21 protein-coding genes and 1 other RNA gene are annotated in these 26,969 nt (G+C 37.0%); 9 read left to right on the plus strand and 13 right to left on the minus strand.

What is annotated here, in order from left to right; all coding sequences use genetic code 11:
• Positions 1–19: 19 nt before the first annotated feature.
• The 9 genes from MHI40_RS01985 to MHI40_RS02025 form a co-directional block, all read right to left on the minus strand.
• A complete protein-coding gene (locus MHI40_RS01985; RefSeq protein WP_340761305.1) occupies positions 20–826 on the minus strand; it encodes an HAD family hydrolase in 807 nt (268 codons plus the stop codon).
• A complete protein-coding gene (locus MHI40_RS01990) occupies positions 823–1,938 on the minus strand; it encodes a cysteine protease StiP family protein (RefSeq protein WP_340761306.1) in 1,116 nt (371 codons plus the stop codon). Before MHI40_RS01990 ends, MHI40_RS01985 begins: the two co-directional genes overlap by 4 nt.
• On the minus strand, positions 1,938–3,290 hold the full coding sequence (locus tag MHI40_RS01995; RefSeq protein ID WP_340761307.1) for a phosphoribosyltransferase domain-containing protein: 1,353 nt from the start codon (positions 3,288–3,290) through the stop codon (positions 1,938–1,940). Before MHI40_RS01995 ends, MHI40_RS01990 begins: the two co-directional genes overlap by 1 nt.
• Positions 3,247–4,377 (minus strand): HpcH/HpaI aldolase/citrate lyase family protein, encoded by a 1,131-nt coding sequence (locus MHI40_RS02000; RefSeq protein ID WP_340761308.1) that lies wholly within the window; start codon positions 4,375–4,377, stop codon positions 3,247–3,249. Before MHI40_RS02000 ends, MHI40_RS01995 begins: the two co-directional genes overlap by 44 nt.
• A 125-nt stretch (positions 4,378–4,502) precedes the next feature.
• Complete coding sequence (locus MHI40_RS02005) at positions 4,503–5,078, minus strand: TerD family protein (RefSeq protein ID WP_093536175.1); 576 nt, start codon at positions 5,076–5,078, stop codon at positions 4,503–4,505.
• 13 nt (positions 5,079–5,091) lie between these two features.
• A complete protein-coding gene (locus MHI40_RS02010; protein ID WP_340761309.1) occupies positions 5,092–5,715 on the minus strand; it encodes a TerD family protein in 624 nt (207 codons plus the stop codon).
• 234 nt (positions 5,716–5,949) lie between these two features.
• Positions 5,950–6,579: an alpha/beta hydrolase gene (locus tag MHI40_RS02015; protein ID WP_340761310.1), complete on the minus strand. Its 630-nt coding sequence runs from the start codon at positions 6,577–6,579 to the stop codon at positions 5,950–5,952.
• Between the two features lie 19 nt (positions 6,580–6,598).
• Entirely contained in the window at positions 6,599–7,540 is a 942-nt protein-coding gene (locus MHI40_RS02020) for a DMT family transporter (RefSeq protein ID WP_322788066.1), read from the minus strand.
• A 127-nt stretch (positions 7,541–7,667) separates the two neighbouring features.
• Entirely contained in the window at positions 7,668–8,837 is a 1,170-nt protein-coding gene (locus MHI40_RS02025) for a M20 family metallopeptidase (protein ID WP_340761311.1), read from the minus strand.
• A gap of 138 nt (positions 8,838–8,975) precedes the next feature.
• Between MHI40_RS02025 and MHI40_RS02030 the strand changes: the two genes are divergently transcribed.
• Complete coding sequence (locus MHI40_RS02030; RefSeq protein ID WP_340761312.1) at positions 8,976–9,518, plus strand: YhcN/YlaJ family sporulation lipoprotein; 543 nt, start codon at positions 8,976–8,978, stop codon at positions 9,516–9,518.
• A 55-nt stretch (positions 9,519–9,573) separates the two neighbouring features.
• On the opposite strand, the gene MHI40_RS02035 is transcribed toward MHI40_RS02030, so the two are convergent.
• Both MHI40_RS02035 and MHI40_RS02040 read right to left on the minus strand, forming a co-directional pair.
• Complete coding sequence (locus MHI40_RS02035) at positions 9,574–11,097, minus strand: solute symporter family protein (protein ID WP_340761313.1); 1,524 nt, start codon at positions 11,095–11,097, stop codon at positions 9,574–9,576.
• Positions 11,094–11,477, minus strand: a complete 384-nt coding sequence (locus tag MHI40_RS02040; RefSeq protein ID WP_093536163.1) for a DUF485 domain-containing protein — start codon at positions 11,475–11,477, stop codon at positions 11,094–11,096. Before MHI40_RS02040 ends, MHI40_RS02035 begins: the two co-directional genes overlap by 4 nt.
• Positions 11,478–11,739: 262 nt before the next feature.
• Here MHI40_RS02040 and MHI40_RS02045 point away from each other — a divergent pair, with 262 nt between their 5' ends.
• A complete protein-coding gene (locus MHI40_RS02045; protein ID WP_340761315.1) occupies positions 11,740–15,558 on the plus strand; it encodes a DEAD/DEAH box helicase in 3,819 nt (1,272 codons plus the stop codon).
• A 26-nt stretch (positions 15,559–15,584) separates the two neighbouring features.
• Positions 15,585–16,349, plus strand: coding sequence for a hypothetical protein (locus MHI40_RS02050; RefSeq protein ID WP_340761316.1), 765 nt, complete (start codon positions 15,585–15,587; stop codon positions 16,347–16,349).
• Positions 16,350–16,479: 130 nt separating this feature from the next.
• Here MHI40_RS02050 and MHI40_RS02055 read toward each other — a convergent pair whose 3' ends face one another.
• Positions 16,480–17,277 (minus strand): S1C family serine protease, encoded by a 798-nt coding sequence (locus MHI40_RS02055; RefSeq protein ID WP_340761317.1) that lies wholly within the window; start codon positions 17,275–17,277, stop codon positions 16,480–16,482.
• 83 nt (positions 17,278–17,360) lie between these two features.
• Here MHI40_RS02055 and ssrS point away from each other — a divergent pair.
• The 5 genes from ssrS (at position 17,361) to MHI40_RS02080 (ending at position 21,331) form a co-directional block, all read left to right on the plus strand.
• Positions 17,361–17,555: non-coding RNA, 6S RNA (gene ssrS, locus MHI40_RS02060), on the plus strand.
• 621 nt (positions 17,556–18,176) lie between these two features.
• A complete protein-coding gene (locus MHI40_RS02065) occupies positions 18,177–18,782 on the plus strand; it encodes an NADPH-dependent FMN reductase (protein ID WP_093536156.1) in 606 nt (201 codons plus the stop codon).
• A 161-nt stretch (positions 18,783–18,943) separates the two neighbouring features.
• Positions 18,944–19,549 (plus strand): flavin reductase family protein, encoded by a 606-nt coding sequence (locus tag MHI40_RS02070; protein ID WP_340761319.1) that lies wholly within the window; start codon positions 18,944–18,946, stop codon positions 19,547–19,549.
• Between the two features lie 180 nt (positions 19,550–19,729).
• Entirely contained in the window at positions 19,730–20,131 is a 402-nt protein-coding gene (locus MHI40_RS02075) for a MarR family transcriptional regulator (protein ID WP_093536152.1), read from the plus strand.
• 9 nt (positions 20,132–20,140) lie between these two features.
• The gene (locus MHI40_RS02080) at positions 20,141–21,331 is read left to right on the plus strand and encodes an MFS transporter (protein ID WP_340761320.1); all 1,191 of its coding nucleotides are present in this window, start codon (positions 20,141–20,143) and stop codon (positions 21,329–21,331) included.
• 77 nt (positions 21,332–21,408) lie between these two features.
• On the opposite strand, the gene MHI40_RS02085 is transcribed toward MHI40_RS02080, so the two are convergent.
• Positions 21,409–21,795, minus strand: a complete 387-nt coding sequence (locus MHI40_RS02085; RefSeq protein ID WP_340761321.1) for an SLAP domain-containing protein — start codon at positions 21,793–21,795, stop codon at positions 21,409–21,411.
• Between the two features lie 700 nt (positions 21,796–22,495).
• Here MHI40_RS02085 and MHI40_RS02090 point away from each other — a divergent pair.
• Positions 22,496–26,941, plus strand: coding sequence for a S8 family serine peptidase (locus MHI40_RS02090; protein WP_340761322.1), 4,446 nt, complete (start codon positions 22,496–22,498; stop codon positions 26,939–26,941).
• Positions 26,942–26,969: the final 28 nt, after the last annotated feature.

The raw sequence follows: 26,969 nt of genomic DNA on the forward strand, positions 1-26,969 counted from the left end.
TCCCTCCTATTCATACATATTATAACAAATAATCGCTTACCTTTTTTAATATTTCTTCTCCAGCTAATACCCCTGCATGATTTGTTATAGAAACGTGAGAGGGGAGATGTCCGCCTTTATGAATTGCTTCGCCGTGAGAGGGGATAAAGCCATAATCGGCATTTAAAACCATATCGAAGTCGAGCATGGAATCTCCGGCGGCAATTACTGTATTTGCAGCAATTCGCTCTTTTACAAATTGAAGAGCTGTAGATTTGTTTATGCAGGTTGGCATGATATATACTTTTCTCCCCTGGTGAGAAAGAGTGAAACCTTGCTGATAGAAGATTTGCGAAAGACTTTCAAAATCTTCGATTGAAAATGCTTGTTCATCAATAATTAAGTACACAAACCATGATTCTGCTTGCATCACTTTAAGAACAAATTTGTTTTTTGTATAGGTATCGAGTTGGGGTAGTACGTCTTCTATGGAGGTACGATTATGCTGCATTTGAGCAATAACTTTATCTGACCATTCTTTAAGGGGTTTACCGTCCTCTAATATGACTGCTCCGTTGGATACAATTGCATATTTGGGTTTTTCTACTGTATTAAATAACCCAGTAATTCGATTGTATTGTTCAGCTGTTCTAGTTGTTACGGGCAAAAAAGTAATAGAGGGGGAAATATCCTTAAATAGCTGAAGCCCTTTATTGGTCATAAATGCAGTGGCTTTTTCTTCTACCCATTCTACAGCTGTAAAATCTTGTTCGCTAACTTCTTGACCTCGTGAATTTTTACTATATATAAGTGTTCGATCTAAATCACTAGCAAATAGGATTGTCATAGCCGATCCTCCGATTCTATCAGTCCGATGGCAAGGTAAAAAAGCCCAGGTACAATTTCTGTAGGAATATTTTTTTCCTTACATAATAGAAGGATATGACGTAGAGATGGGTGTTTATCATCACTAAGTAATATTTTAAAAGGCTTCCTTCTTAATAACACTCTAGTCGTTTCTCCTACACTTGGCTTTACTTTACTAATATCAGCATTTCTATAGAACTTGTGAGCAATCGCTTCTACTTCTTGCATGCCTCTCCAAGTTCGTTCGTTTTTAATGGGAAACTCTTTGCTAAGTTCTTTAATAGTAGGTTCTTGCTCTTGGAATCGACTGGAGATATTAGCGATGAATTCATTGGATACATCCACTTCTTCCAAGTTAGCGTAATACTTTGCTCCGTGATAATCGTCTGCTGCTTGAAAAGCATTATTTAGTACAGTTCGACTAACTAATCCAGAGACTGTTGAGTTCAAACAAGCGTTTGGGATTAGAAAGTCCTCTCTAGTACCGAATAAGGTAGCACATTCGCCAGGGTCTGTTAAAACCGCCAGGTCATCATTTAAATTAAGGTTATAGGTTGCATTTAACTTTTGAATGGACTTTGTTAGCTCATTTTGAATAGCGCCTTTCCCTGTCCAACCATCGACGAATTGTATATGACTTTTTGGGTGAAGCTCTCTAATAGTGCGAACAGCCTGCTCATCGATTCCTCTTCCTCTTAGTATAGATATACTAAAGTGGGGCCACTTAAGTTTCAAATACTTTTCCGCATATCGTTTCATTAAAATCCCGATTGGACTTCCTGCTCTTGCAAGGGAAACGATTACTACGTCATCTGTACCTGCAAATTTTCTAACCCGTCTACTTAAAACCCCGACTAATTGTGCGATATGATCTGCCGAATCATACAAAGCCTGTTGGTATAGCTCTGTATATTCAGATGTCGGTCGTTTTTCAATAGGTAAAGATTCGGAGTAGTGACTACCTCTTTGGAATAATTGTTCTCTAGATTCTACGGAAGACTCAATTTGAACATTTGATAAATCCTTCAGTAAAAAAGTTATATCTTCTGAAGGGTAGCTCGATTTAACCAATCCATCTGTACTAAAAACCATTATATTTCACCTCTAACTGGCATAGTGAGAGACAACCATGAAACAGGTGCTAACGTCTCTAAATGGGAGAGAAGAGGGAACCAAGTAGCGGGGTCCTGAACTGATTCAGAAATAACAATAATTTGTTCCCAATTTGTTTCGGACAGATTATATAGATATTGATCAATACCATTGGAATCCGGCAAACTAAATTTACACTTATGCTGGATAGGGTATAATTCATCGGTTTTTGCTAAGATTGGACTTCGTGTCGTAGTTTGTACTTTAGTGTTATTACCAAAGGTGAGTGCAAATCTAAGTGGGAAATAGATGTTTTCGCCAATACCTATAACTAAAGTAGATTTATCCCTGTCTAGATTCGGGAGCTTATGGATAAATCTTTCTATCCAACCATCCATTTCTATATGAAGATCACTTGCTAAACCAAATCTTCCCGTGAAGTTGCAGTAGCTACCATGTTCACTCTGATATTTAGAAGTAATTTCTAAAGCTAATTCTTCATCAGCAAACACAGTATGTGATTGCTTATCATCTAAAAAGGGAATTTCTTTTTCTTCAATCGTTGCTTCATTGAGCAGTTTAAATTGACCACCCATAATAGTAATAATATCTGCAGAAATATTATGTGTGTTCATGAGGTGGATAAAATCTTGTTGATGCACTTCGGTTCTCCAGTCCAAAATAGAGAGGATTTTATACCGTTTACCAGGAAAAGAGACATTTAATGCAACGATTAAATTGGATAGTGTAAGACCAGTCGTTATTTCATCATCTATTAACACAATAGTTTCTGCTTCCTTTAATGTCTGTTCAGGTGCATAAACACTGTGAGATGTTGCATGGGAATGTTCTTCTTCAAAGTAAAAGGAAGGTTCCATATGTAGGATTTCTTCTCTAGTAGTATGGATGTAATGAGCATTTTCAAAGTGATGAAATACTGCATGGCCAAGGCCAGTTGCCGTTTCAGCAAATCCAATGAATACGGTCTTGTTTGGCAATTCAGTTTTATATGCGAGAGAGTCCAAGCTCAGTTGTCGATTTGGAATCTCTGAATTAATCAGCTGAATAATTTCATTTACTAATGGATGACCGTCTAAACCTTCATCCTCCATAAGCATAGAAGCCAAAATAGTGCCTGTTCCAAGTGAAATTGCTGGATCCACTGCTAAGTGTTTACCGAGGAGTCGACTTACGAATAAAAATTGTCGTTTTTTGTTTATTCTCACAGCCATTTGGAAAAGAGATTCCGGAGAGAAATTATATGGATTATCTTTAATGTCGATTTCTAGTTTCAAATCTCCGTGTAAATTATAAGTTTTTAATGTATTGAAGGAAGTCGAGTGATGTAACATGTTCTTTTAACACCCCATAGATTTCTGCTTGGGCAATAATCTTCTTAGCCCAGCTATAGTGAGGTTTTACCTCATTCATTTTGTTTCTAGCAGAACTTCGCAAAACTCCGTTTGTTCTGGATTCATTTTCTACGATTAAACACGCATCTTCAAATAACTCTTTAGGTACTATATATCCACTATTTACAATATTAACCTGTGAAGGATGAATACAGGTTTTACCGTAAAAGCCATTTAAAAGGTCTTGCTGAACCTCAGACCAGAGAATAGACTCTATACTATTTGGATCATTGAATAGACGAAAAGAATCCTGAGATTCAAAGTATTCATAAACTGGACCAGAAACAACAAAGTTATCCTCTTTGCGATTGAATTTATTAAGTATATCGGTCAAACAGTTTGTGATGAGTAGCAACTCATATATTGTTCTGTTTCCTGGTCGTCGTAGACTGAATAGGCTAGTAAAATCTGTCGCACCAACCCGTATAGTCAGTATAAGTTCCTCGAATTGCTTGAAAACTGTATATAGGTTGGAAAGTTCTTGTTCTCTAGTCTCCGTGTAAATAATTTCTTTTGTTTCTAAAATAGGTAGTGCATATAAATGAATAGAGTGTAGACTGTTTAAATTTTGTAGACATAAAAAAAAGTTTGTTGCATTAGAAGAAGTACACTTTGGAAGGACAATTCCTGTAATAAAGCGAATGGTACTCCCTAATAAAGAAGCTATTTTGTCTAAATGTTGAACGGTTCTTACTCGGATAAATAAGAGAGGAATCTCATGTGTATCTAGTGAGCCATTTTGTACTTTCTGTTCCATTGACTTTAATTCACTTACAACATTTAGTTCTGCGTCTAAAAGTTCTGAATCGGAAACAGCATCTTCTAAACAAATGATCGCGCTAGTTAAGTTCTTTAAATTATTATTCGATAGTTTATAGGTGAAATTGGGCATTGAACCTGGTAAGTATAAAGCTGCTCCCATAGCCATCCCTAATTTTTTTCTCTCCATATTGCTGGAGAAGTCGCTAGGTGGTATATGAAAGAATTGACGTATCTCTTTCTCACTAACCCCTCTGAATTGTCTCATATTTTCCACTCCTAAGAATGAAGAAGGGGAGTTATTAGGTATACCCAAATACCTCGGCATTCTTCAGATACTAAAACCTAAAACAAAAAGCAAGGTAGCATGCCCTTGCTTTTTGAGAGAAGTTATTAATTCAAGCCGAAATCTGAAACTAATGCTCCAAGACCGCCTTGGTATCCACTTCCGATTGCGTTGAATTTCCATTCGTTATTATGGCGATATAACTCACCGACAACAACTGCAGTTTCAATGGAGAAATCTTCCCCAAGATCATAGCGAATTATCTCTTCTTGTGTATCTGCATTTAAAATACGTACATATGAATTACTTACTTGACCAAAGTTTTGACCTCTGTCTTCTGCATCGTGAATAGTGATACTAAAAGCAATTTTATCAACAGATGATGGTACAGTGGATAAGTTTATGTTCACTTGCTCGTCATCGCCATCTCCATCACCTGTACGGTTATCTCCTGTATGAACGACAGAACCATTACCACCAGTCGCATTATTATAGAAGATGAAGTCTGCTTCAGTAGCGCATTTTCCATTACTGCCTAGAAGGAATACGGATGAGTCTAAGTCAAAGTCTTTCCCGCCATCGTATTTATTAGTGTCCCAACCTAATCCAACTGTTACATTTACTAAGCCTGGGTTCGATTTTGTTAAATCTACCTTTTGTCCTTTTGATAAGTTAATACCCATTAATAACCACTCCTTATAAGTATTTGTTTGCTATAGAACCGATATCTAAATCTGATGTACCTTCGCCAATTGCGGAGAACTTCCATTCTGATCCATGACGATATAGTTCACCAGGGAACAGGGAAGTTTTCCCGGCGTAGCTTTCCGTCAAGTTATAATGTATCAATTCTTCTTTACTCCCGCTATCTACTAAGCGGATGAAGGCATTTTGAATAAGCCCAAAATCTTGTTTTCTTTGTGCTGCTTGATAAATATTAACTACAAACACCAACTTATGTACAGAAGGTGAAATAGCACTTAAGTTTACATTTATTACTTCATCGTCACCATCGCCATCACCCGTACGGTTATCGCCGGAATGGACAACACTGCCATCTTTACTAGTTTTGTTTCCAAAATAGACTAAGTTTTCTTTAGATAATAATTTACCTTTTTCATCTAAAAGTATTACGGAGGCATCGCAATCTATTTCAGCGCCAGCAGCACTGCCGCCACCACCCAATAGTCCACCTAAAAATCCACTTTTTTTCTTTTCTTTTACAACTGGATCCCAACCTAATCCGACCATAACACCAGATAAGGAAGATCTGCCTTTTGTTAAGTCAATTTTTTGACCTTTAACTAAATTAATACCCATTTCTTTACCTCCATTTTCTAGTCATATAATATATACGACGAAATGCTGTAATAAGTTTCAAAAACCAAAGCTTTTATTAGCAGAGGATAGTGTAATTTTATCAGAATTTTTCACCTTTAGCTATTATGTTGAATGATATACATCTAGTTAATATAAATGGAATGATGCATTCGTAATAAAAGTAGAGGAGAAGCAATATGTTTCTGGCAACATATCGCTTCTCCTCTATTATTATTAGTTCTTATTTAAAAACTCTAGTAAGTCTTGATGATTCTCTGGTGTTACTCCGTGCCCATCAGTATACGTTTTAAAAGTCACATTGGCTCCCGTAGTTTCGAAATACTCCTTACTACCTTGTCCCCATTGTGATGGAATTACGTAATCATAGTCCCCATGAGATATAAATATGGATAAGTGAGTAGTGCTTTGCTTACTATATTCTGTTTTTACAAAATCAGGTATATACCCACTTAATGCGACAACTTTACTGATTTCAGGTCCCATTGTTAGTGCTACTGTTTGAGCAAGGATAGCACCTTGACTAAAGCCTAGTATTGTAATGTCCTTAGGATCTAAGTTGTACTCAACTATTGCTTCTCGAATGAAAGCTTGAAGATGCGTGACAACTTTATCAAATACATCTCTTATAGGCTTTCCAATTTCTTCAATCAGGAAGAATGAATAGCCAGGTTTATGTACGATAGGACCCCGTAAGCTAAAAATATGATGCGTATTTTCAAAATCCTTTACTAGCTGAGGTAAATCTTCTTCATTACTCCCCATACCGTGTAATAAAAATAAGGCTGGTTGTTTTTGATCAGCATTGTTAGGTGCCGTATGGTTAAATGTAAAAGGAGATTTCATATATTATACTTCCCTTCAATTAGAGTATGTCTATCTTATCATAGGTAGGGGGCGAAGCTTGTGGTGAGAGCTTTAACTGATGTTTTTTGCCGTACATATTTACAAGAATGACACTTGCAATAGCAACGAATCCTCCACCAATAGATAGGGCAGAAGGTAGCTCCTGCAACCAAATCCACGTTACAATAATTGCAACGACTGGCTCCAAATACAATGAGTTTGAAACGGAGCTTGCCTCACTATAAGACAACGCCATGGCCCATGTTAAATAAGCAATTGCAGTTGGGAATATCCCTATATAGACTGCAGAGATATTAGCCTCTAACGTTGCGTGTTGTATTCCCTCGAGAAGTCCAGGTGCAAAGAATAAAAAAGGTATCGTACCTACCCAAGTAAAGTAGGCAGTCAATTCAATGGCAGTATACTTTTTATATAAAGGTTTCTGATAAACAAAAAATATTGCGGTAGAAAAGGCTGCCATAATAACGAGAAATACTCCTGGTGAGATACCTAAAGATCCTCCACCTGTCCCTAAAGCAATCATTAGAATGCCGACAAATCCAAATGCTAATCCAAACCAACCAATTCTGCCGAGTCGTTCTTTTAATACGATGATCGCAATAATAGTTGTGAAGATAGGGGCGGAACCAATTAGCATACCTGCGGTTCCTGCAGATATCGATAGTTGCCCAAATGTAACACATAGATGGTATACACTAATCCCGATCAAGCCGAGAATGACTATTTTAAATAGATCTTCCTTGTGAGGTAATCGAAATTGGACTCCAGGCCACAAGGCAATAATAAAGAATATAATAGAAGCAATCAAAAATCGAACTAATATTAAATGCCCTGCAGTATATCCTCCCTGCAAGCTAGCACTAATGGAAGCGAACGAAGAACCCCAAATAGTTACTGAAAATAATGCCAGTATTAACGCTTTTGTATTCAAATATTTCACCAAACTTCCTAAACGGTCTTTAATCCTGCAAACAACTAATCCTACAATAATTTTATCATTCGTACAATAGGTGCTATCAACAAGCGAAAACAAGACCTGAGAATCTAGCCGATTCTCAGGTCTTGTTTCACTTCAAATGGTAGTTAATCGCAGCAATTCCTAACGTTTTTGCAGCTACTAACATTGCACGTTCATCAAAATCGAACTTGGGGCTATGATGTGGGAAAACATCTCCTTCCGGCATGGCCCCCGTAAAGAAGAAAGTACCTGGAATTTCTTCTAGGTAATAACCAAAGTCCTCGCCGATCATCAATAACTCAGATTCAATCACTTCGCTTACTCCTGGAACAGTTCTAGCGATTTCTGCAACATAGTCTGTTTCTTCTACATGATTAATTACAGGAGGATAGCCTCTTTCATATAGGAAAGAATAAGAGCAATCCGCTGTATAGCAGTTGCCTTCTAAGACGCGTTTTAATTCATTTTCCATTAAATCTCTAACGTCAGGTTTAAATGTGCGAACGGTACCGGTCATTTTCACCGTATCTGCAATAATATTGAATGCGTTATCAGCGATGAAAGATCCTACAGAAAGCACTGCGGATTCAGTAGGGTTTACTCGTCTAGAAACTAATTGCTGTAAGTTTACAACTAACTGTGAGGCAACTACGATAGAATCCTTTGTGTCGTGTGGATTTGCACCATGGCCGCCTTTTCCTTGGATAGTGATTGAAAAACGATCTGCTGCTGCCATAATGGGGCCACTTTTATATTCAATGGTACCCAGGGGCGTTTGAGACCATAAATGGGTGCCAAATATAACATCTACACCTTCCAAACAACCAGCCTCGATCATTGGTTTAGCGCCACCAGGAGCATATTCTTCCGCATGCTGATGGATAAATACATATTCACCTGCTAGTTGATCTTTAAATTCATTTATCGTCCGAGCAAGTATTAGTAATGCAGCGGTATGTCCATCGTGACCACAAGCATGCATGACTCCTGGAACTGTTGATTTATAAGGGACATTTTTTTCGTCTTGGATGGGAAGAGCATCGAAGTCTGCTCGCAATGCAACAGTTTTGCCTGGTAAAGTTCCTTTTACTCTTGCAACAACCCCATTGCCGCCCACATTTGCTTGGAAAGGTATTTCTAATTCTGTATAGAATTTTTGTATATATTTTGCTGTTTCGACTTCTTGAAACGAAACTTCCGGATGCATATGTAAATAGCGCCGAATACTGACCATTTCATCGTATGATGCCTCAAGCTGTTTAATAATATCCATACTCATTTTTAATATTCTCCCCTTATCTGATTTTTCAATAAACAAAGTATATCAGAGATTGAAGTCATTTTTATGAACTTACGCATATTTCCCATTAAATAGACCAAGCTATTTTTATAGCAAATCAAAAGGAGGAAAGAAAAAGTGAATAGATTATTCAAACTAGTATTTATGATGCTTCTCATCGGATTACTGACTGCATGTGGTAATAATAATGATGATGAAGCGAAAGACAACGGGACAGATAAAACAACAGAAAACACCGATATGGTAGATGAAGACATGAATGGTACAGATGCAGGTACTACAGATGGCAATGCTACAAATGGCGGTACAACAAACGATACTAATGCACAAGATGTAGAAGTAGCCGATCAAGTAGCAGATAAAATTACAGAGTTAGAAGAAGTAGAATCGGCAAGTGTATTAGTAACAGACAATAATGCATACGTGGCAGTAGAACTAAAAGAAGGTACGGAAGAGACGGAAGAAATAAAAACTAAAATTTCAGATGCTGCTAAGAAAGAAAATGCTGACTTCAAAAATGTGTATGTATCAGCCAATCCAGATTTATCGCAACAGTTTAAAGATTATGGAGACAGAATAAGAGCAGATGAGCCAGTAGAAGGGTTCTTTAATGAATTCACAGATACAGTGGATAGAGTATTCCCGGACCGAGCAGAGTAATTATAAAGGAAAAAAAACCGATTCCCAAAGGAATCGGTTTTTTTACGGAAACAAGTTATTTTAAACCAATATTTGCTTTTACATCTACTTCTGCATATTTTCGTTGATCTGCTCGAGCACCAAAAAGTGTGCCGATCCAACCACCTAAGAATCCAAGAGGGACTGAAACTAAAGCTGGATTGGTGAGTGGGAAAAGAGCTTCCCCAGTAAAGGCCATTGAACCGTCCGCAGCCCATAAGTTAGGGCTTATTGCCACAAGTATAAGAGCGGAAAGGAGACCAGTGATTATAGCGGTCAAAGCACCAGTGGTATTAAAGTTTTTCCAGTAAATTGTATAAATGATTACTGGCAGGTTTGCACTTGCTGCAATACAAAATGCAAGAGAAACTAAGAATGCCACGTTCATAGACTGTGCACCGAGTGCTAGCAGTATAGAGAAAGCAGAAACCCCAACAGAAGCAAGACGCGCAGCGTTCATTTGTTGTTTTTCTGTTGCTTTACCTTTTTTGAAAATTTGTCCATATAAATCATGTGCAAATGCGGATGCTCCTGAAAGCACCAAGCCAGCTACAACGGCTAAGATTGTAGCAAATGCAACTGCTGAGACAAACGACATTAGAATATCTCCACCTAAAGCCTGTGCTAATAAAGGAGCAGCCATATTTCCAGCCGGATTAGCAGCTATGATTGCATCAGAACCTACAAATGCAGCAGCACCAAATCCTAAGAAAATAGTTAATACATAGAAGATCCCTACAATCCAAGTAGCGTAAACAACGGAGCTACGAGCCGTTTTTGCATCTTTTACAGTAAAGAAACGCATTAGAATATGTGGTAAACCAGCAGTTCCTAGCACTAATGCAATCATCATAGATATCGTATCTAGTCCGTTTGTATATTTCACACCAGGATGTAAATATGCTTCACCATTAGCGGTTATGGATTTCATTTCTGTAAACATGCCTAGGATATTAAAGTTGAATTTCCACAATACTAGGACGGAAATAAGCACAGTGCCGACCATCAACAAGGCAGCTTTTATGATTTGTACCCAGCTAGTTGCAGCCATTCCACCCCATAGTACATAAATAGTCATCATGACACCGACTAAAAGAACAGCAACCCAATAATCAATTCCTAATAATAATTGAATAAGTGCACCTGCACCTACAAGCTGTGCAATCATATAAAACAAAACAATAGTTAATGTACTTATAGCAGCCGCTGCACGAATTTTCTTTTGATCGAACCTAGCAGTAATCATATCTGCAAGAGTATATTTCCCGAGATTTCGTAGTGGCTCAGCTACAATATATAACACAACCAAGTAAGCTACTAAATAACCAATGCTGTAAAAGAAACCATCAAAACCGAAAAGTGCGATTGCGCCTGCGATACCTAAGAAAGAAGCAGCGGATAAGTAATCTCCAGCAATCGCAATTCCATTTTGCCAGCCAGTTAATCCGCCACCAGCTGTATAAAATTCACTGGCTGAGTTTGTACGCTTGGAGGCTATATATGTAACAAATAAAGTTAGTCCAACTATTGCTACAAAAAATGCCAATCCTATTACATTCATTTATAGTCACCAGCCTTTTCTTTTTCAAAAATAATCTCTGCTTCTTTATCAAAATCATTGGCACGGCGGACATAAACCATGCATAATACCCATGTCATTACAAAGAGTGAAAGAGCATAAATCCAAACCCAAGCGATGTCACCAAATGCATTATTATTTAAAATAGTCGTATAAGAAGTCAAAATGGGAAGCAAAATATAACTCAGTAAGAAAAATATTGTTATTGGTAAAATAAATTTGTTTTTCTTTCTTTTCAGGGATTTGAACTCTGTACTTTCTGCAATCGCAGAATAATTAGGCGGACCCCCTTTTTGGGGTGTTGTTTTCTTTTTATCTAGAGGTTTCGTCTTATTTAAAGCAGTTTCGGTCTTAATCGCCATGCACGTTCCTCCTAAATTATATTCAATTTTTAGAATTTTCTATCTAAAAACTGTAAATCTATCATAATAAAGATTAATAGAGTAAGCAATTATTAATTCACAAAATATTCATATTTATTTCATAACTCCTATTGATATTATTTGAAAATAGTATTAGCGAAAGATAGATAAGTCGGATTATGCAATTTCTCAGCTAAAAATGATAACATAGATAAGTTGAATAAATTACGTATTTACTTACGATAAAGAAGGAGGTTTGTTCATGAGCCAATCAGCAACCTTAGTTAAGACATTGCGCTGTAATTTAATGATTACTAATAAAGCGCGCAAAGGAATTCAGGAATGGTCAACTGATGAACATGCCTTTTTTAACATACAGAGTTCTTTTGAAGTACATATTGAAAAGCGCCCAGTAAATAATCATGGAAATACATCACTGTCCATATATTTTGATAATGTAGCAAACAATAAGCTCGCTGAAAAAATGGATAACCGTGTAGTAGTGATGGAGTGTATCCTGCAAAAAGACGGTTTACTTGCAACGGGTCTTTATGTGAGAGGTCCGAAGGTTCCTGTTCGTACTAATCGCCGTCTTCCGGTCAATTTAACATTTGTTACTGCTAAAAATAATGGTGCAGGCATGCCGCTAGCATTGCATACAAAAATTCAAGAACTCCCTGTAGCAGAAGAGCGTTCAGAGTATGTAAAAAAACGAATTTCTAGTTGGGAAGGTTATTTGAAGATTCAAGAGCGTAATGCAGATATTGCGGATATAACTAGTCCATACTCTAAACTTATCTTCAATGCAGATTTTAGTCGTATGAGCTTGCAAGGCTGTACGATGAATGCGAACGAATGGAAAAACTTAAGAGGTCTTAGTGTAACGTTAAAAGGTTTCCAAAATGACGTAGGCGATATATTGAAATCAGATCGAGCAAAACAAACAATTGAAATAGAAATCAAGCCAAAATATAGAGAACTTGCAAGGAAAAATCAATGGAATCCCAAATCGAAAGAGGCAGTTTTTAGTAATTTCGCCTCACTCAGTCAAATTAGACGTCTACGGAAGGGATTTGAAGATTTACAAAATGGGTTAGCTGCCAATCCAAATCTCGAGAAAATTTTATTCGAAGATCGGCCAACCATTCGTGTGAATGCAAAGCGTAAAGAATTAGAATTCCATAACCAGCTAAACGAATTCCAACAAGAAGCGGTAATTGGTGCGATGTCAGCGGAAGATTTATATGTGATTCAAGGTCCGCCTGGCACTGGAAAAACAACGGTCATCTCTGAAATATGTCAACAAAATGCAAAGGCCGGGTTACGTACACTTGTAGCGTCTCAATCTAATTTAGCAGTAGACAATGCACTTAGTAGATTACTTTCAAACAAAGAAATTCGTATTCTGCGATTCGGTAGGACAGAAAGTATTGAAGAAGAGGGCAAAAGGTTTATCGAAGAAAACGTGGGGCAGTATTGGAAAGAACAAACTTTATCTGCCTTACAAAAAGAGTTGGATGAACACTCTTTAAGAGAAGGTCAGCTCCTTAAACAAATAGCTGGATGTAAGCTTCAAATTGAGGAACTTAGTAAAGAACAAATTTTATTGAAAAAAGCTATTGAACAAAAAGCAGAAGCAAAAGTGGAGTATGAGTTAGGAATAGAAGAGATTAAAAAGTTAAAAAAAGCATTGGTTTTATTAAAAAAAGATCATGAAGAGCTAGAATCGAGACTATACGAAGTACGAGTAAAGTCGGAAGCTTTAGCGCATGAAGTAAATACTATGGAGCAATTCCTTGTGTCTAATCCGACTAAGCAAGAACTTGTCACCGAAATAGACTCTCTTATGGTAGAGATAAAGGGAATTCAAAATTACCTTGTATATAAGGACACGATAGCGTCCCTGCAACAAACAGAAGCAAATGTAGAAACATATAGAGAGAAGTATCAAACCGTACTGACAAAGTTAAATCATCTTGAAAGGTTAAAGATTGATATAGATTCTATCAAGAAGATAGATCAGCTGAAAAGTACAATGAAAGAGTATGGAATAGAACTATCATCGCAACTACAGCAACAGATGGCTGAATTAGATGAGCTAATAGACAAAATTAAAGCATTCAATGATTGGCAAGATTTAAACTCTCGCTTACACGCTGCTATAGATTATGTAGAAAAGTTACTTCTCAAGTATAAATTCCCTGTTGAAAATGTAAAAAACAACATGGGAAGAAGCGGTATTTTGTTTGATACTGAATATACGGTAAAAGAAATTCATCAGTTTATGAATCGGATGAAGCACATTATGACGGGTGATGATGAACTAACAACCGAAAAGTTAGCTATATTACTGGAAGGATTATATGTAAGAGAAAAATTTGTGATAAAGCAGAAATCAATGATTCAGTTAGTAAAAAATAGTTCCATTACTAAGTTTCAAACGATTAAGTCACAAGTGCTCAGTGATAGCAATAGAGAGTTTATATCACTTCAACATCTTCAAACTGATATAGCTAATAAGACCATAAATGAAAAGAAACAACTAGAGTTTCTTCAAAAGACAGTGAATGAGCTAAAGACGGAGATCGATACAACCAATCTACTCTTGATACACTCGGATTTAAGAGGCAGGAAATCGGAAATCGAAGTCTCTCTTGCCAAATTGAAGAAAACGAAAGAAACGGTTATAAGTTATATGGAACAACTGGAAATGAAAAAGAATCATTTTCAACAGCTAACCAAGGAACTAGAGGGAAAACAAGCTATTCTCCAAGACAACGATCAAAAAATTAAACAAGTGAATGCAGATGGTTTAGAGCAAGAGCGCAAACTAAAAGCTTTAGATGAAATTATACTTCAAAACCCTGAACATGCATTCGACAAAGTAGGGGAAACGATACAAGAAACTAAAGAAGAAATAGTAAAGCTTCAACTAGAGAAGGATCGCCTTCCAATTACGCAAACAGTGCAAAAAGACTGGCACTCACTATTAAAGGATGCAAATGACCACGATTTAGATGAAATTCGTAAGTTGTATGTTCGTCATGCCAATGTTATTGGAACAACATGTGTTGCATCTGCGCGTAAGGAATTTATGGAGAACTACCCTGTTTTTGATGTAGTTATAATAGATGAAGTTTCTAAAGCTACTCCGCCTGAATTGCTTTTACCAATGTTAAAAGGCAAGAAAGTTATTCTAGTTGGTGATCATCATCAGCTACCACCTCTTGTTGGAGAGGATACTCTAGATGAAACACTACAGGCTATACTAGAAGAAAGTGAAAATCTAGAGGAAAAGGATGAGTTAAAAAAACTTTTAAAGGAATCATTATTTGAACGGTTATTCAAAAATTTACCTAAGACGAGTAAAACGATGCTAGCAATCCAGTATAGAATGCATGAAAGTATAATGCAGACAATCACTCCGTTTTATGAGGAAGAGAATTATCGACTCCAATGTGGGTTGGTTGATTCAGATTCTGCCCGTGACCACCTACTTGAATCGCGCTACGTGAATAGAAAAGACCATCTGTTATGGATAGATATGCCCAACCAAAAACCGTATTTTGAAGAGCGTATGAAGGATGGGAAAAGTCGTTTTAACCAAGCGGAGTTAGATACTATTCGTGACGTACTAATAGATTTAAATGAGGCTACGGCAATTGCTAAAAAAGAAGGAAGAATGAATCCTGATGAACGTAAAAGTATTGGGGTCATTAGTTTTTACGGGGAGCAGGTCAAGCGAATTGATCGACTTATTCAACAGCAGGTTAACTTAACTCATTTGACCTTCCGAACTGGAACTGTAGATAAGTTTCAAGGGATGGAGATGGATGTCATCTTACTAAGTATGGTAAGGAACAATCATGAAAAGAGTGGAGACATTGGATTTGCTAATGACTACCGTCGCTTAAATGTGGCATTATCAAGAGCAAGAGAGCTGCTTGTTTTAGTAGGAAGCTCCGATATGTTCACTAAACGAGCAAAACAAAAAACTTCTAGAGAAATGTATGGTCGCTTGCTTCAAATTGTAAAAGATAAGAACGGATGGACTAACTTTCAAGGTGCCAGAAAGAAATAATGTTTAGGTTATAGGAGTATATTAAAATGATTGAACTAGAAAAACGCCTCAAAAAAGAGTTACTACAAAATGTTCAAGCTAAAGTAGTTTCATCCACAGCTTGGACGATTCCACTTCATACAATTGAAGTGGAATATAAACCTGTAAAACGTATAAAAATGGATGTTCTAATGAAAATGATGTTGATAACATGTCAAAAAGCAAAAGTAACAAGTGCTATGCAAATTAGTGAGTTACTACTTGTGGAGCAGTTATTTATGGAAGATTTGATCAACATTATGAAGAGAACACAATTAATAGAAATAAAAAATCAGGTTTATACGTTAACTGAAAAAGGGATTAAACAACTCAACGATGGAATATTTGAAGAAGAACTAGATGCTCAAAGCCAGAATTTACTTTATAGCCCAAGCCACTCTACTTTTTTACAGGGAGAAATAAAACCGGCATTGGACGGCGAAGAAACGTTGAATCTTTTCCGATATGCCTCGGAGGAAAAAGTAAGATTTAAATGGGCAGAAGACGTACTAGTTGATGCACTTCAAGCAAATGGAATGGAAAAAGTGGATGGAGATCTTCAAACCGTTGTATCTGAAATTGTATCCAACACGGAACTATATGTAGATGATGTTCCTTGCTTTGAATTTATTTTATACAATCCATCAGAGGATCTTCTATACGCGAGAGTCTGGAATACATTTCTTGACCAATGGGATGAAACACTCGAAAATGAGCTGAATGAAAAAGAACGAGTTATTTGGCGAGAGAAATTTTTAAATGTGGGTACGTGATTATTTTTATGTGAGAGAGATTCATTGCTATACAAGAGAGAAATTAGCACGAACAAGAGGCATTTATTCCTATACGAGAGCAACAGGAAAAGCCCGATTAGCGAACCAATGCTAATCGGGCTTTCTGTAATCATTTCTGGGAATTATAATACTCTTTAATCGGTATAAAAAGTCCAACTTTACCATACTCATCATGATCTAGTGTAGCAAATACAACGCCAATTACTTTCCCTTTGTCATCCAATACAGGGCTGCCACTATTTCCTCTATACACTGGAGCTTCCATCATCATTACAGGGACTTCCCAATCACTTAACTGATAAAAATCGATTAATGTTCCTTCATTCGCAATACCTGTAAATTTAAGTGGATTGCCGATAAAGGTAATAGGATCACCAAATGAGTAAGATGGTTTTTCTGCAAGCTCTAAATAAGGTAGGTCTTTTTCATCTACTTGTAGAATTGCGAGATCTATAGACGGATAGGTTTGTATAACATCTGCTTTAAAACGTCCCGCTTCTGGAAACCCGACTATTACGGTTTTATTGTCATCGACTACATGATAATTGGTGAGAATTTGTCCTTCCTTTGAAATAGAGAATCCAGTTCCCTTGCTATCATCCGTTAAAACAACAACAACGGCTTCCTTATATCGTGCAATATCTTCCTGTGCTGATAACTTAGCGGAAGTTTTGATAAATTCAATGGCTGGAATGGAATAGATCTGAAAAATGATTGCAAATGTATTGACGAATAAGACAACAGCCATTGTCCAGAATATCCATTTTGGAAAAGGTCGCTTTGGTTTTGGTCTTGTTTTTTGTAACGCTTCTTTTTCTAATGCTTCTCTTTGTGCTTCTAGAACTAGTATCTGTAATTCTTCATCAGTAATGTCTTCGAATTCTTTCTCTATTGATTCCTTGTCCACATCATCACATCCTCTGTAGCTCTTTTTACATTATACCAAATCATTTCCATTGAAATTTAATCGAGAAGAGTATATTATATAAACATAAGCTGCATTGTACGTATGGATATTAAGTTTTAACCTTTAAGCTGTAATAGGGAGTTTTATATAGAGCTGGAATGACACGCCTTGTTCTCTTTTAGACAATAAGGACATGCAGGATAGTATCTGCGAACACCCACTTTGAGGAGTGGTGGTTTAAAACTTTCTAATGAATGTACGGCAAAGGCGGCTTACTTAAAAAGTCTAATATAGCAACACTTATAGAGCACCCTTGCCAGGAATGGTAAGGGTGTTTTTTTGTGGATTTTAAAATGGGGTTGTTCTGGGGTTGAAAATCCAAATAAACCATCAAGTTAAGGGAAGAAGAAAAGCGGTTTTACGCAGGATTGGTAGATATGTGTCCAGTCGATATATGGACTTACTAAAATAACGCTAAAACACTCATTCGACAATCTCGGAGGAGTGTTTTTTATAGAAGGATAGCAACTACAAGCATCTAAACCCACGCAAGTGTGCTTGAAAGGTCCTATCATAGCCAAAAGAAACCTTGCACAGAGCGGTACGTTTAGCTAGGTTGGGAAAATTTTAACAAACCTTAATGAGCAGTTCAAAACACTTCATTTGACAATAATTTTCGATTTATGATATTATTATCTCGAATTAAAGATTTATTAATTAGAGATATAAAAGTCAAAATCAAATAGAGGATCTTTTTCTAAATTATCTCTACTTTTGATTATTTTAAGAAACTATAGGGAAAAGTAAAGCTATTACTTAGAAAAATATTCACTAAATATATGGTGAATAAAAACGGTATTAGTTTAGTAATACTTGCTACTAAGGTGGTGAAAAATAAATTGGGTTTTTTAAGTAAACTATTTGGAACGCAGGAACCACAACAAGAGGAGGAAAAAACAATGACAAAATTAAATATAGGTATCATTTTAGGATCAACACGTGAGGGACGCGTTAGTCCACAAGTAGGGGCATGGGTAAAAGAATTAGCTGATAAACGTGGAGATGCAAACTATACAATTATTGATATTGCAGAATATAAACTACCACTTTTAGGTGAAGCAGGCGGCGATGCATCAGGTGCAGCAGCATGGTCAGAAATTATTGCAAAACAAGACGGATTCGTATTTATCGTTCAAGAATACAATCACTCAATCACAGGAGCACTTAAAAATGCTTTAGATTATTTACGTGAAGAGTGGAATAACAAAGCAGCTGGAATCGTATCTTATGGTTCAGTTGGGGGAGCTCGTGCAACTGAACATTTACGTGGCATTTTAAGTGAATTATTAGTAGCGCATGTACGTGTACATCCAGCATTATCATTATTTACAGATTTTGAAAATGGTACAGACTTCAAACCAGCTGCGGTACAAGCAGATTCAGTAAACCAAATGCTAGATCAAGTTATCCCTTGGACAACAGCATTAAATACAATTCGTAAATAATTATTGTAAAACGATAAATCATAAAATGTACATGTTCGCATGTGCATTTTATAATTTACCAAATAAATTTTGTGCAAAACGATATCAAATAGATTGAAAGTTTTGCTCAGAACTTATTCCCATTAAGTGCTTGCAACCAGCTAATAGAGGAGTTGAAACTATTGATTTCGATTGATCCCAAACAAAATAGTGAGCGAGAGAATTATAAACTTTTAATAGGTTCTATTATTCCTAGGCCCATTGCTTTCGTTACTACACAATCTGGTGGTGGAATTGTTAATGGAGCACCATTTAGTTATTTCAATATTGTTTCGTCCAACCCGCCGATGGTGTCATTAGCAATCCAAAGACCAAGTGGTCGAGTAAAAGATACTGCTCGCAATATTTATGATAACCAACAATTTGTTGTCCATATTGTCGATGATGAGAATGTAGCGAAAATCAATGAAACAGCAGCTTCATTGCCTGCTTCAGAAAGTGAAATTGAATTAGCGAATCTAACTTTGGTAGCAAGCGATAATGTAACGGTACCGGGCATAATGGAAGCAAAGGTTCGAATGGAGTGCAGGCTAATACAAGCAATTCCTCTAGGTGGAGAAGAACCTAGTAGTGATTTATTCATAGGCGAAGTAGTTCAGTTTCATATTGATGAAGCAATATATGAAGATGGAAAGGTAGATCCCAAAAGTTTAAATGCTGTCAGTCGTTTAGCAGGAACTAACTATGCAACAATTGGTAAAATATTTTCTCTTGAAAGACCTAAATAGTGAATTTCCTTATGTACTGTAATAACACTCTTGCCAATAATGGTGAGAGTGTTTTTTATATGAAACGATCAGCTGTTGAATGAATTATTAAATACTTTACAAATGCAGTAAAATAATATTTAATTAATTAGGCTAACTAACTAGTTTTATAATATGAAGGAGGATACTCAACTGAACTCGATGTTTGCTAAATTTAAAATACTGCAAAGACCCTATGCGAATGGTTTACAGCAAGTGTTAGGCCCATATCAAATGTCGGAAGCCCAATGGGGATTAATAAGATATATTTCTGAGGTTGGACCTGCGACAAATTCAGAAATTGCCCTCTACTGGAGTGTAGAGAAGCCATCTGTAACAGCGCTTGCTCAGAAACTTATTGACCAACATCTAATATATGTTGTTTACGGTACGGATAAACGAAAAAAAGTGATGCATTTAACAGAGGAAGGCATAGTTAAATATCAGCAATTAAAGAAAGTAGTACATGCTTTTCAAGCTTCCCTTTTAGTAGATATCACGGAGGAAGAGTGTGAGGTAGTGGAAAAGGTATTAGAAAAATTGCAGCAAAATTTTAGGAAGTAGTGGTAGTTTATGAACAAGGAAAAACTTTGGACAAAGGATTTTATAATCGTTTCAACTATAAATTTTTTAGCGACATTAGTATATTTTTTACTACTTGTAACAATCGCATCTTATGCAAAATCGGAATTTGAGGCATCCACCAGTACGGCAGGCTTAGTATCTAGTATTTTTATTATAGGTTCATTAATAGGGAGACTTGGTGCTGGACGTTTCATCGGAATAAAAGGACCGACTACTATATTGTGGGTAGGTCTATCTTTCTTTACTATTACTTCCTTATTTTACTTTTTAGCGAACAGTATCCCGCTACTATTAGTTAACCGTTTAGCACAAGGGGTTGCCGTTGGAATTATAGGTACAGCTACCGGTACCATTGTGGCTCATATATTGCCGAGAGCCCGTAAAGGAGAAGGAATTGGCTATTTTAGTCTAAGCGCTGTACTAGCTACTGCGATTGGTCCTTTTATAGGGATTCTACTATTGAAGATGGAAAATGGATTCACAATCATGTTCACGATGAACCTTGCTTTGTCTATCCTCTGTATATTATTTTTGGCAGCTGTGAAACTGAAATTAGCGCCAATTAAACAACCAGAGAAAACAGAAGTTAAAAGCTCCATTTTATCTCAATTTATCGAACCGAAAGCAGTGCCTATTTCATTTGTGGCATTAATTATTGGGTTTAGTTATTCGGGCGTTATGACATTTTTGTCATTCTATGCAGAGTCCATTAATCTAGTTAGTGCCACTAGTTATTTCTTTTTAGTGTATGCAATTGTTATTATTATTTCTCGTCCCTTTACAGGTAAACTAATGGATACTAAAGGTGCGAACATAATCGTATACCCATGTATTGTTCTATTTGCTATTGGCATGCTGTTGTTTAGCCAGGCTTCAGCAGGGTGGATGTTACTCCTTGCAGCCGCATTTATAGGTATTGGTTATGGTAACTTTAATTCTGTGGCGCAAACAATAGCGGTTAAAGTAACAGAGCCCCATCGTTTTGGTTTGGCTACTGCAACTTATTTTATTTTATTTGATATTGGTTTAGGGGTAGGACCATATATTTTAGGTTTTATCGTACCTAACACTGGATACCGTACAATCTTTGTAGCAATGGTTGCGGTGATTGTGATTTGTATTCCCGTTTACTATTTATTACACGGAAGAAAAGATAGAGAATTGATGAAGATAGTATAAGTTTTTGTTACAAAAAGCATTAACTAGAAAACGCCTAACGTACAATTCGGTAGGCGTTTCGCTATTTTTTAATATACTCAATCGTTTAGTTTACATTCTAACTTTCCATTTCCATGGATTTTTTTCAGTAGTAAACTTTCAATAGGAAAGATAAATGTCCAAGGCATGCTGTTTCTTGGTTTAATAACTACCTGAGGAATAGTGAAAATATGTTCTGCAACAACTGTTTCTTTTTCCTGGTAGGTAAATTTTTGATGTCGAAAAGTATGTGGTGTATCTGTAAAGTTGTGAATAAGAACAGTGATCAATACCTCACCTTTATAATTCATGGCTTCCCAAATGGGTACCAATTGTATACTCTCTTCACCTTTTTTACTGCTAACTTGAAAAATATCGGTTATCAGTTTTCTGTCATTGATAGCAATGGCCTTCTCCCATGATGCCTCAAATTGTAAACTTTGCAAATTCAAAACTCCTCCATTTAATATCATCTTCCTTAACCATACCAATAAATTTAATAGAATAATATCTTTCATTTTGAGCTTAAATAACCTCTTAAGTATTCGACAATTTGACAACTTTAATTAGTGTTAAAACTTAAGGACTACTAGTTTATAGTGGTTTATGAGTATATTGTACTTTCAAATTAAAAATATTCAATATAAATCGGAAAACACTGTAGATATTGCTTTAAATGACGGTTATATAAAATAATTATGATAATAAAGACCTATTATTAAACATTGTTAGAAATGAGGGGACTTGCCCATTTTTTGCGACCGGGTACAATTGATTATTTATTTAAAATGAAAAAAAAGTGGCGTAAAAAAACAAAAATTTAGCAAATCAATAGCTATATGGTTAAAAGTGGATTATAAAAGTGTTTTTTAGAATATTAAACTTGCAAAGTAATTACTATTAGCCTAGTGAAAAAATACTAAAAATAGTTTATTTTTATCATTTTTCAATATTCAGATTATTTATGTCAGAATTCGACATTATTTAAGTTTGTATTACTTTATTGTTGTATATACACCAAGAGAAATTTAGATTGTCACCATTGATTCTATTTACCAAAATTTATTGGGAAGGAGGAGAGGGTGTTTTTTTGTGGGCTTTTGTTAGTTCAGTTGGTAAAAAAATCTTAATAAAATTCAGGGAGGAATGAAGTTGAGGAAGAAAAAGAGTCAAACTAAAGTTCTTAGTGTTGTTGCTAGTGTACTAATGACGTTTTCGCTTGTTGCACCAAATGTAGTTAGTGCTGAAACGGCAAGCAAACTTCATCAATCGTTCAGGGATTCAAATTCCAATTCTATTTCTGCGAAGGACAAGCTAAACAGTCGATTACTTGAAAGTTTCAAAAGCGATGACAAAGTTACATTTCTAATAAAATTCAAGGAAAAATCAGATTCTTTACAAGTTGCTAGGGAAGCTAAGGAAAGAGCGGAAAAAGCAAATTTATCATCACATAATACTAAGCTTATTCAACGATCGGCAGTTGTATCAGAATTGAAGTCTACTTCCTTAGAATCTCAGCAAACTGTTACAGAATTTCTGGAGCAAGAAGTTGCTAAGGGAAATGCAAAGGATGTTGAGTCATACTATATAGTAAACGGAATGTCTGTTACAGCAACTCAGGAAATTGCTGAAAAATTGGCTACATTCCCAGAGGTAGAAAAAATATTACCAAATGAAACTCGTCAGTTATTTACTACAAAAACAGAGAACGCAGTCGTTCCAAAGGCAGAAACGGCTAATATAGAGTGGAATGTAGAGCGTGTTAAAGCTCCAGAAGTTTGGGAGATGGGCATAGACGGAGCAGGAACTGTTGTAGCTAGTATTGATACAGGTGTGCAATGGGACCATCCTGCGTTGAAAGAAAAATATCGTGGCTTCAACAAGGCAAGTGGAGCAGTTTCTCATGACTTCAACTGGTTTGATGCAACAGCAGGTCGCGCTACTCCATATGATGACCAAGGGCATGGGACTCATGTGACAGGAACTATGGTTGGAAGTGAACCTAATGGTGCGAACCAAATTGGGGTAGCTCCAGGAGCAAAATATATCGCTGTTAAAGCATTTACTGCAAGTGGTGGATCAGATACTGATTTACTCGAAGCAGCGGAGTGGATTCTAGCTCCAACAGATGCAGCAGGCAATACACGAGTGGATATGGCTCCAGATGTAGTGAATAACTCATGGGGTGGCGGAGCAGGACTTGATGAATGGTACCGTGATGTCGTGATCAATTGGCGTGCAGCAGAAATTTTCCCGGAATTTTCTGCGGGTAATACTACTCTAACAAATCCTGGTGGAGCAGGTTCTGTAGCAGCACCTGCAAACTATCCAGAATCATTTGCAACAGGAGCGACTGATATTAATAATGCAGTAGCAAATTTCTCGTTACGTGGACCTTCTCCGTATGCAGAGATTAAACCAGATGTCTCTGCACCTGGTGTGAATATTCGTTCATCTGTACCAGGTGGGGTTTATGAAGGTGGATGGAATGGTACATCGATGGCTGGACCAGCAGTAGCCGGTGTAGCAGCTTTGCTTAGACAAGTGGATGCTGACATAACTGTGAATGAGATGGAAGAGATTCTGCTTAATACAGCAAACCCATTAACAGATTCTGTATATACAGCAGTTCCGAATCATGGATACGGATATGGATTAGTAGATGCATATGAAGCAGTAGGATCTATTATTACAGGTCTTGGAACATTAAAAGGACAGGTTTCAAAAGAAGGCGATGATACAGAGGGTCCAGTATTTGAACATACTGCTCCGGCTGAGACGTATGAGGGAATGGCTTTACCTCTAACAATATCAGTTACTGATAATATCAGTGTTTCATCAGTTAACTTAAACTATAAAGATGGAAGCGGCGCATGGCAATCAATTGAAGCGGGGCGCACATCTGGAGACTATACGGATGGTGAATACACTGTAGTAGTACCCGGAGAAGTTATAACAGGGGAAACATTTACGTACAAATGGACGATAAATGATTTCGGTAACAATGAGGTAGTTAGTGAAGAATATGGAATCCAAGTTAACCCTGGTATAACAGTTGGTTACTCCCAAGATTTTGAAGCTACACCTGTTGGTTGGACTTCTTTTGGGGAGAAGAATAGCTGGGAATGGGGTATTCCAACAGTAGGTCCTGATGGAGCTTCATCGGGAGAAAAAGTGTACGCTACTAACTTAGACGGAGCATATGAGAGTTCTATGAATGCTACACTCGTTATGCCTCCAGTAGATTTACCAGAAGGAAACTCATACCTACAATTCAAACAATGGCACGAGTTTGAACAATCTTCAGCAGGAAGAGCTTGGGATTATGGTCATGTGTTTATCTCTACAGATCAAGTTGAATGGACACAACTTTTAATGATCCAAGGTACATCTAATGGTTGGATCGACGCAGAGGTTGACTTGACAGACTATGCAGGTCAGCGAGTATACATTGGTTTTAACGCTTTCTCAGACGGAAGTGTTGTAAAAAATGGTTGGTATTTAGATGATGTTGTTTTACAGGATACTTCTCAAACAGGAAAAGTATCAAAAGGTGCAAATAAAGGTAATAACGGCAATAAAGCAGGTAATAGTGGAAATAAAGCAAACAAAGATAATAATAAAGAAACGGATAAAAAATCTTTGAAAGAAGCAATTGACCCTAAAACGATTAAACCTATAGTGCCTACTAAAATAGCACCACCAGTAGTAGAGACAATTGTTAATCCGACACTTCTACCATTAGGTGCTCAAGTAAGTGTCTTAGAATCTGGTCGCTCGGTTTATTCGAACCCGGCAGATGGTACGTATTCGCTTATGCATGGCACAGGGACATTTACAGCTAAAGCAGAGTCTTACGGATTTGAATCTGAAGAAAAATCTGTAACGATCGAAGCAGATGGCACTTCAACTGCTAACTTTACTTTATCGGAAATTGAAGAAAATACGATAAGTGGCGTAATCACTGATCAATCGACGGGAGAGGGAATTGAAGGAGCAACGATTATACTTGTAGAAGATGCAAACGTAACTCCAGTAGTAACAGATGCATCTGGTAATTACTCTCTAACTGCTTACGAAGGAGACTACACAATAAAGATAATTGCTCGTGGGTACCATAGCCAAGAAGTTTCAATTACAATCGGTCCTGATGCAACTACACAAAATGTGGCTCTAGAACCCTTCTACACATATCCTGGTGGAGAAATTGGATATGATGACGGAACAGCAGAAAATGCCCGCGCTTTCAATGCAGCAGGAAATGCTTGGGCTGTGAAGATGTCAATGCCTGAAGGGAAAGAGAACGGGATTGTGACAGATGGTGTTTTCCGATTCTGGGATACAGCATGGCCAAACCCAGGTGGAACGGCATTTGCAGTAGAAGTTTGGGATGCTACTGGTGTAGATGGTACACCAGGGAAAAAACTAGCAGGTCCTATAGATGCAACAGCACTTCGTAATGGTGAGTGGACTGTAGTAGATCTTACAGAACATAATATTACGGTAAATGGTGACTTCTTCATGGTGTACGTTCAAACTTTTGCAAATCCAAATACACCTGGTCTTGCAACAGACGAAAATGGAGTAAATGCAGGAAGAAGTTATCAAGGAGTATCTGGAGCATGGTCCCCTTCTCCAGCAGAAGAAGGGAATTATATGATTCGTGCCCGTGTTAGTTATGAAGTTGTTGGTCCAATTATTACATCACCAGAGACTGGTTTAGTAACAAATGAAACGCAGTTTACTGTACAAGGAACTGCTTCACCAACAACTACAATTGAGTTAACACAAAACGGAGAAGATGCAGGCTCAGTAATTGTTGACGAGGCTGGTAAATTCTCTATAGAAACGGAACTGACGGAAGGATCAAATGAATTTGTAGCAGTTTCAGTACTAGATGGTCGAGTAACTGGTCAATCTGAGCCTGCCACTGTTGTTCTTGATACACTAAAACCTGTATTAACTATCGATAGCCCGATTGACGGAGAAAAAACGAATCGTGAAACTGTAACAGTACAAGGTACTATTGCGGATGAGAACCTAGATTTCGTTCATGTTAACGGTCAAGCTGCGGCGGTTTCGAATGGAAAATACTCTAAACGGATTCTTCTAGATGAAGGTGTCAATGAAATTCTAGTAGAGGCTAGTGACAAAGCGGGGAATAGTGAAACGAAAAAAGTCACTGTTACAGCAGACTATAATGCCCCTGAAATTACAAATCTGAAGCCAGAAAATGATCTTTATTTGGCAACAGGTAGAAGCGTTAAAATTGAATTTGACAGCAGCCCAGGATTAAAACCTTCGTTTGTGATCCATATGCCATTAACTAATGTAGGACAAGTGACTAATGCAACTGAGCTACCTATGATGGAGCAAGGCAGTGGACATTACGTTGGATATTGGACAGTGCCTGCGGATACTGTTGCGAATGGAGCAGTTGTCGAAGTAAAAGTGGTAGATGAATTCGCAAATGAAACAAGACAAAAAGCGACAGGTAAACTATTTGTCAATGTTCCTACACCTGCGGGACAGTCCCAAGAAACTGGGACTGAAGTAAAGAAAGATGAACCGGTTCAAGATTCAAAAGAATAAATTTAGCAAAGGTGCCAAAGGGGAAAGT

The organism is Psychrobacillus sp. FSL H8-0510 (assembly GCF_038008345.1).
GTDB classification, from domain to species: domain Bacteria; phylum Bacillota; class Bacilli; order Bacillales_A; family Planococcaceae; genus Psychrobacillus; species Psychrobacillus psychrotolerans.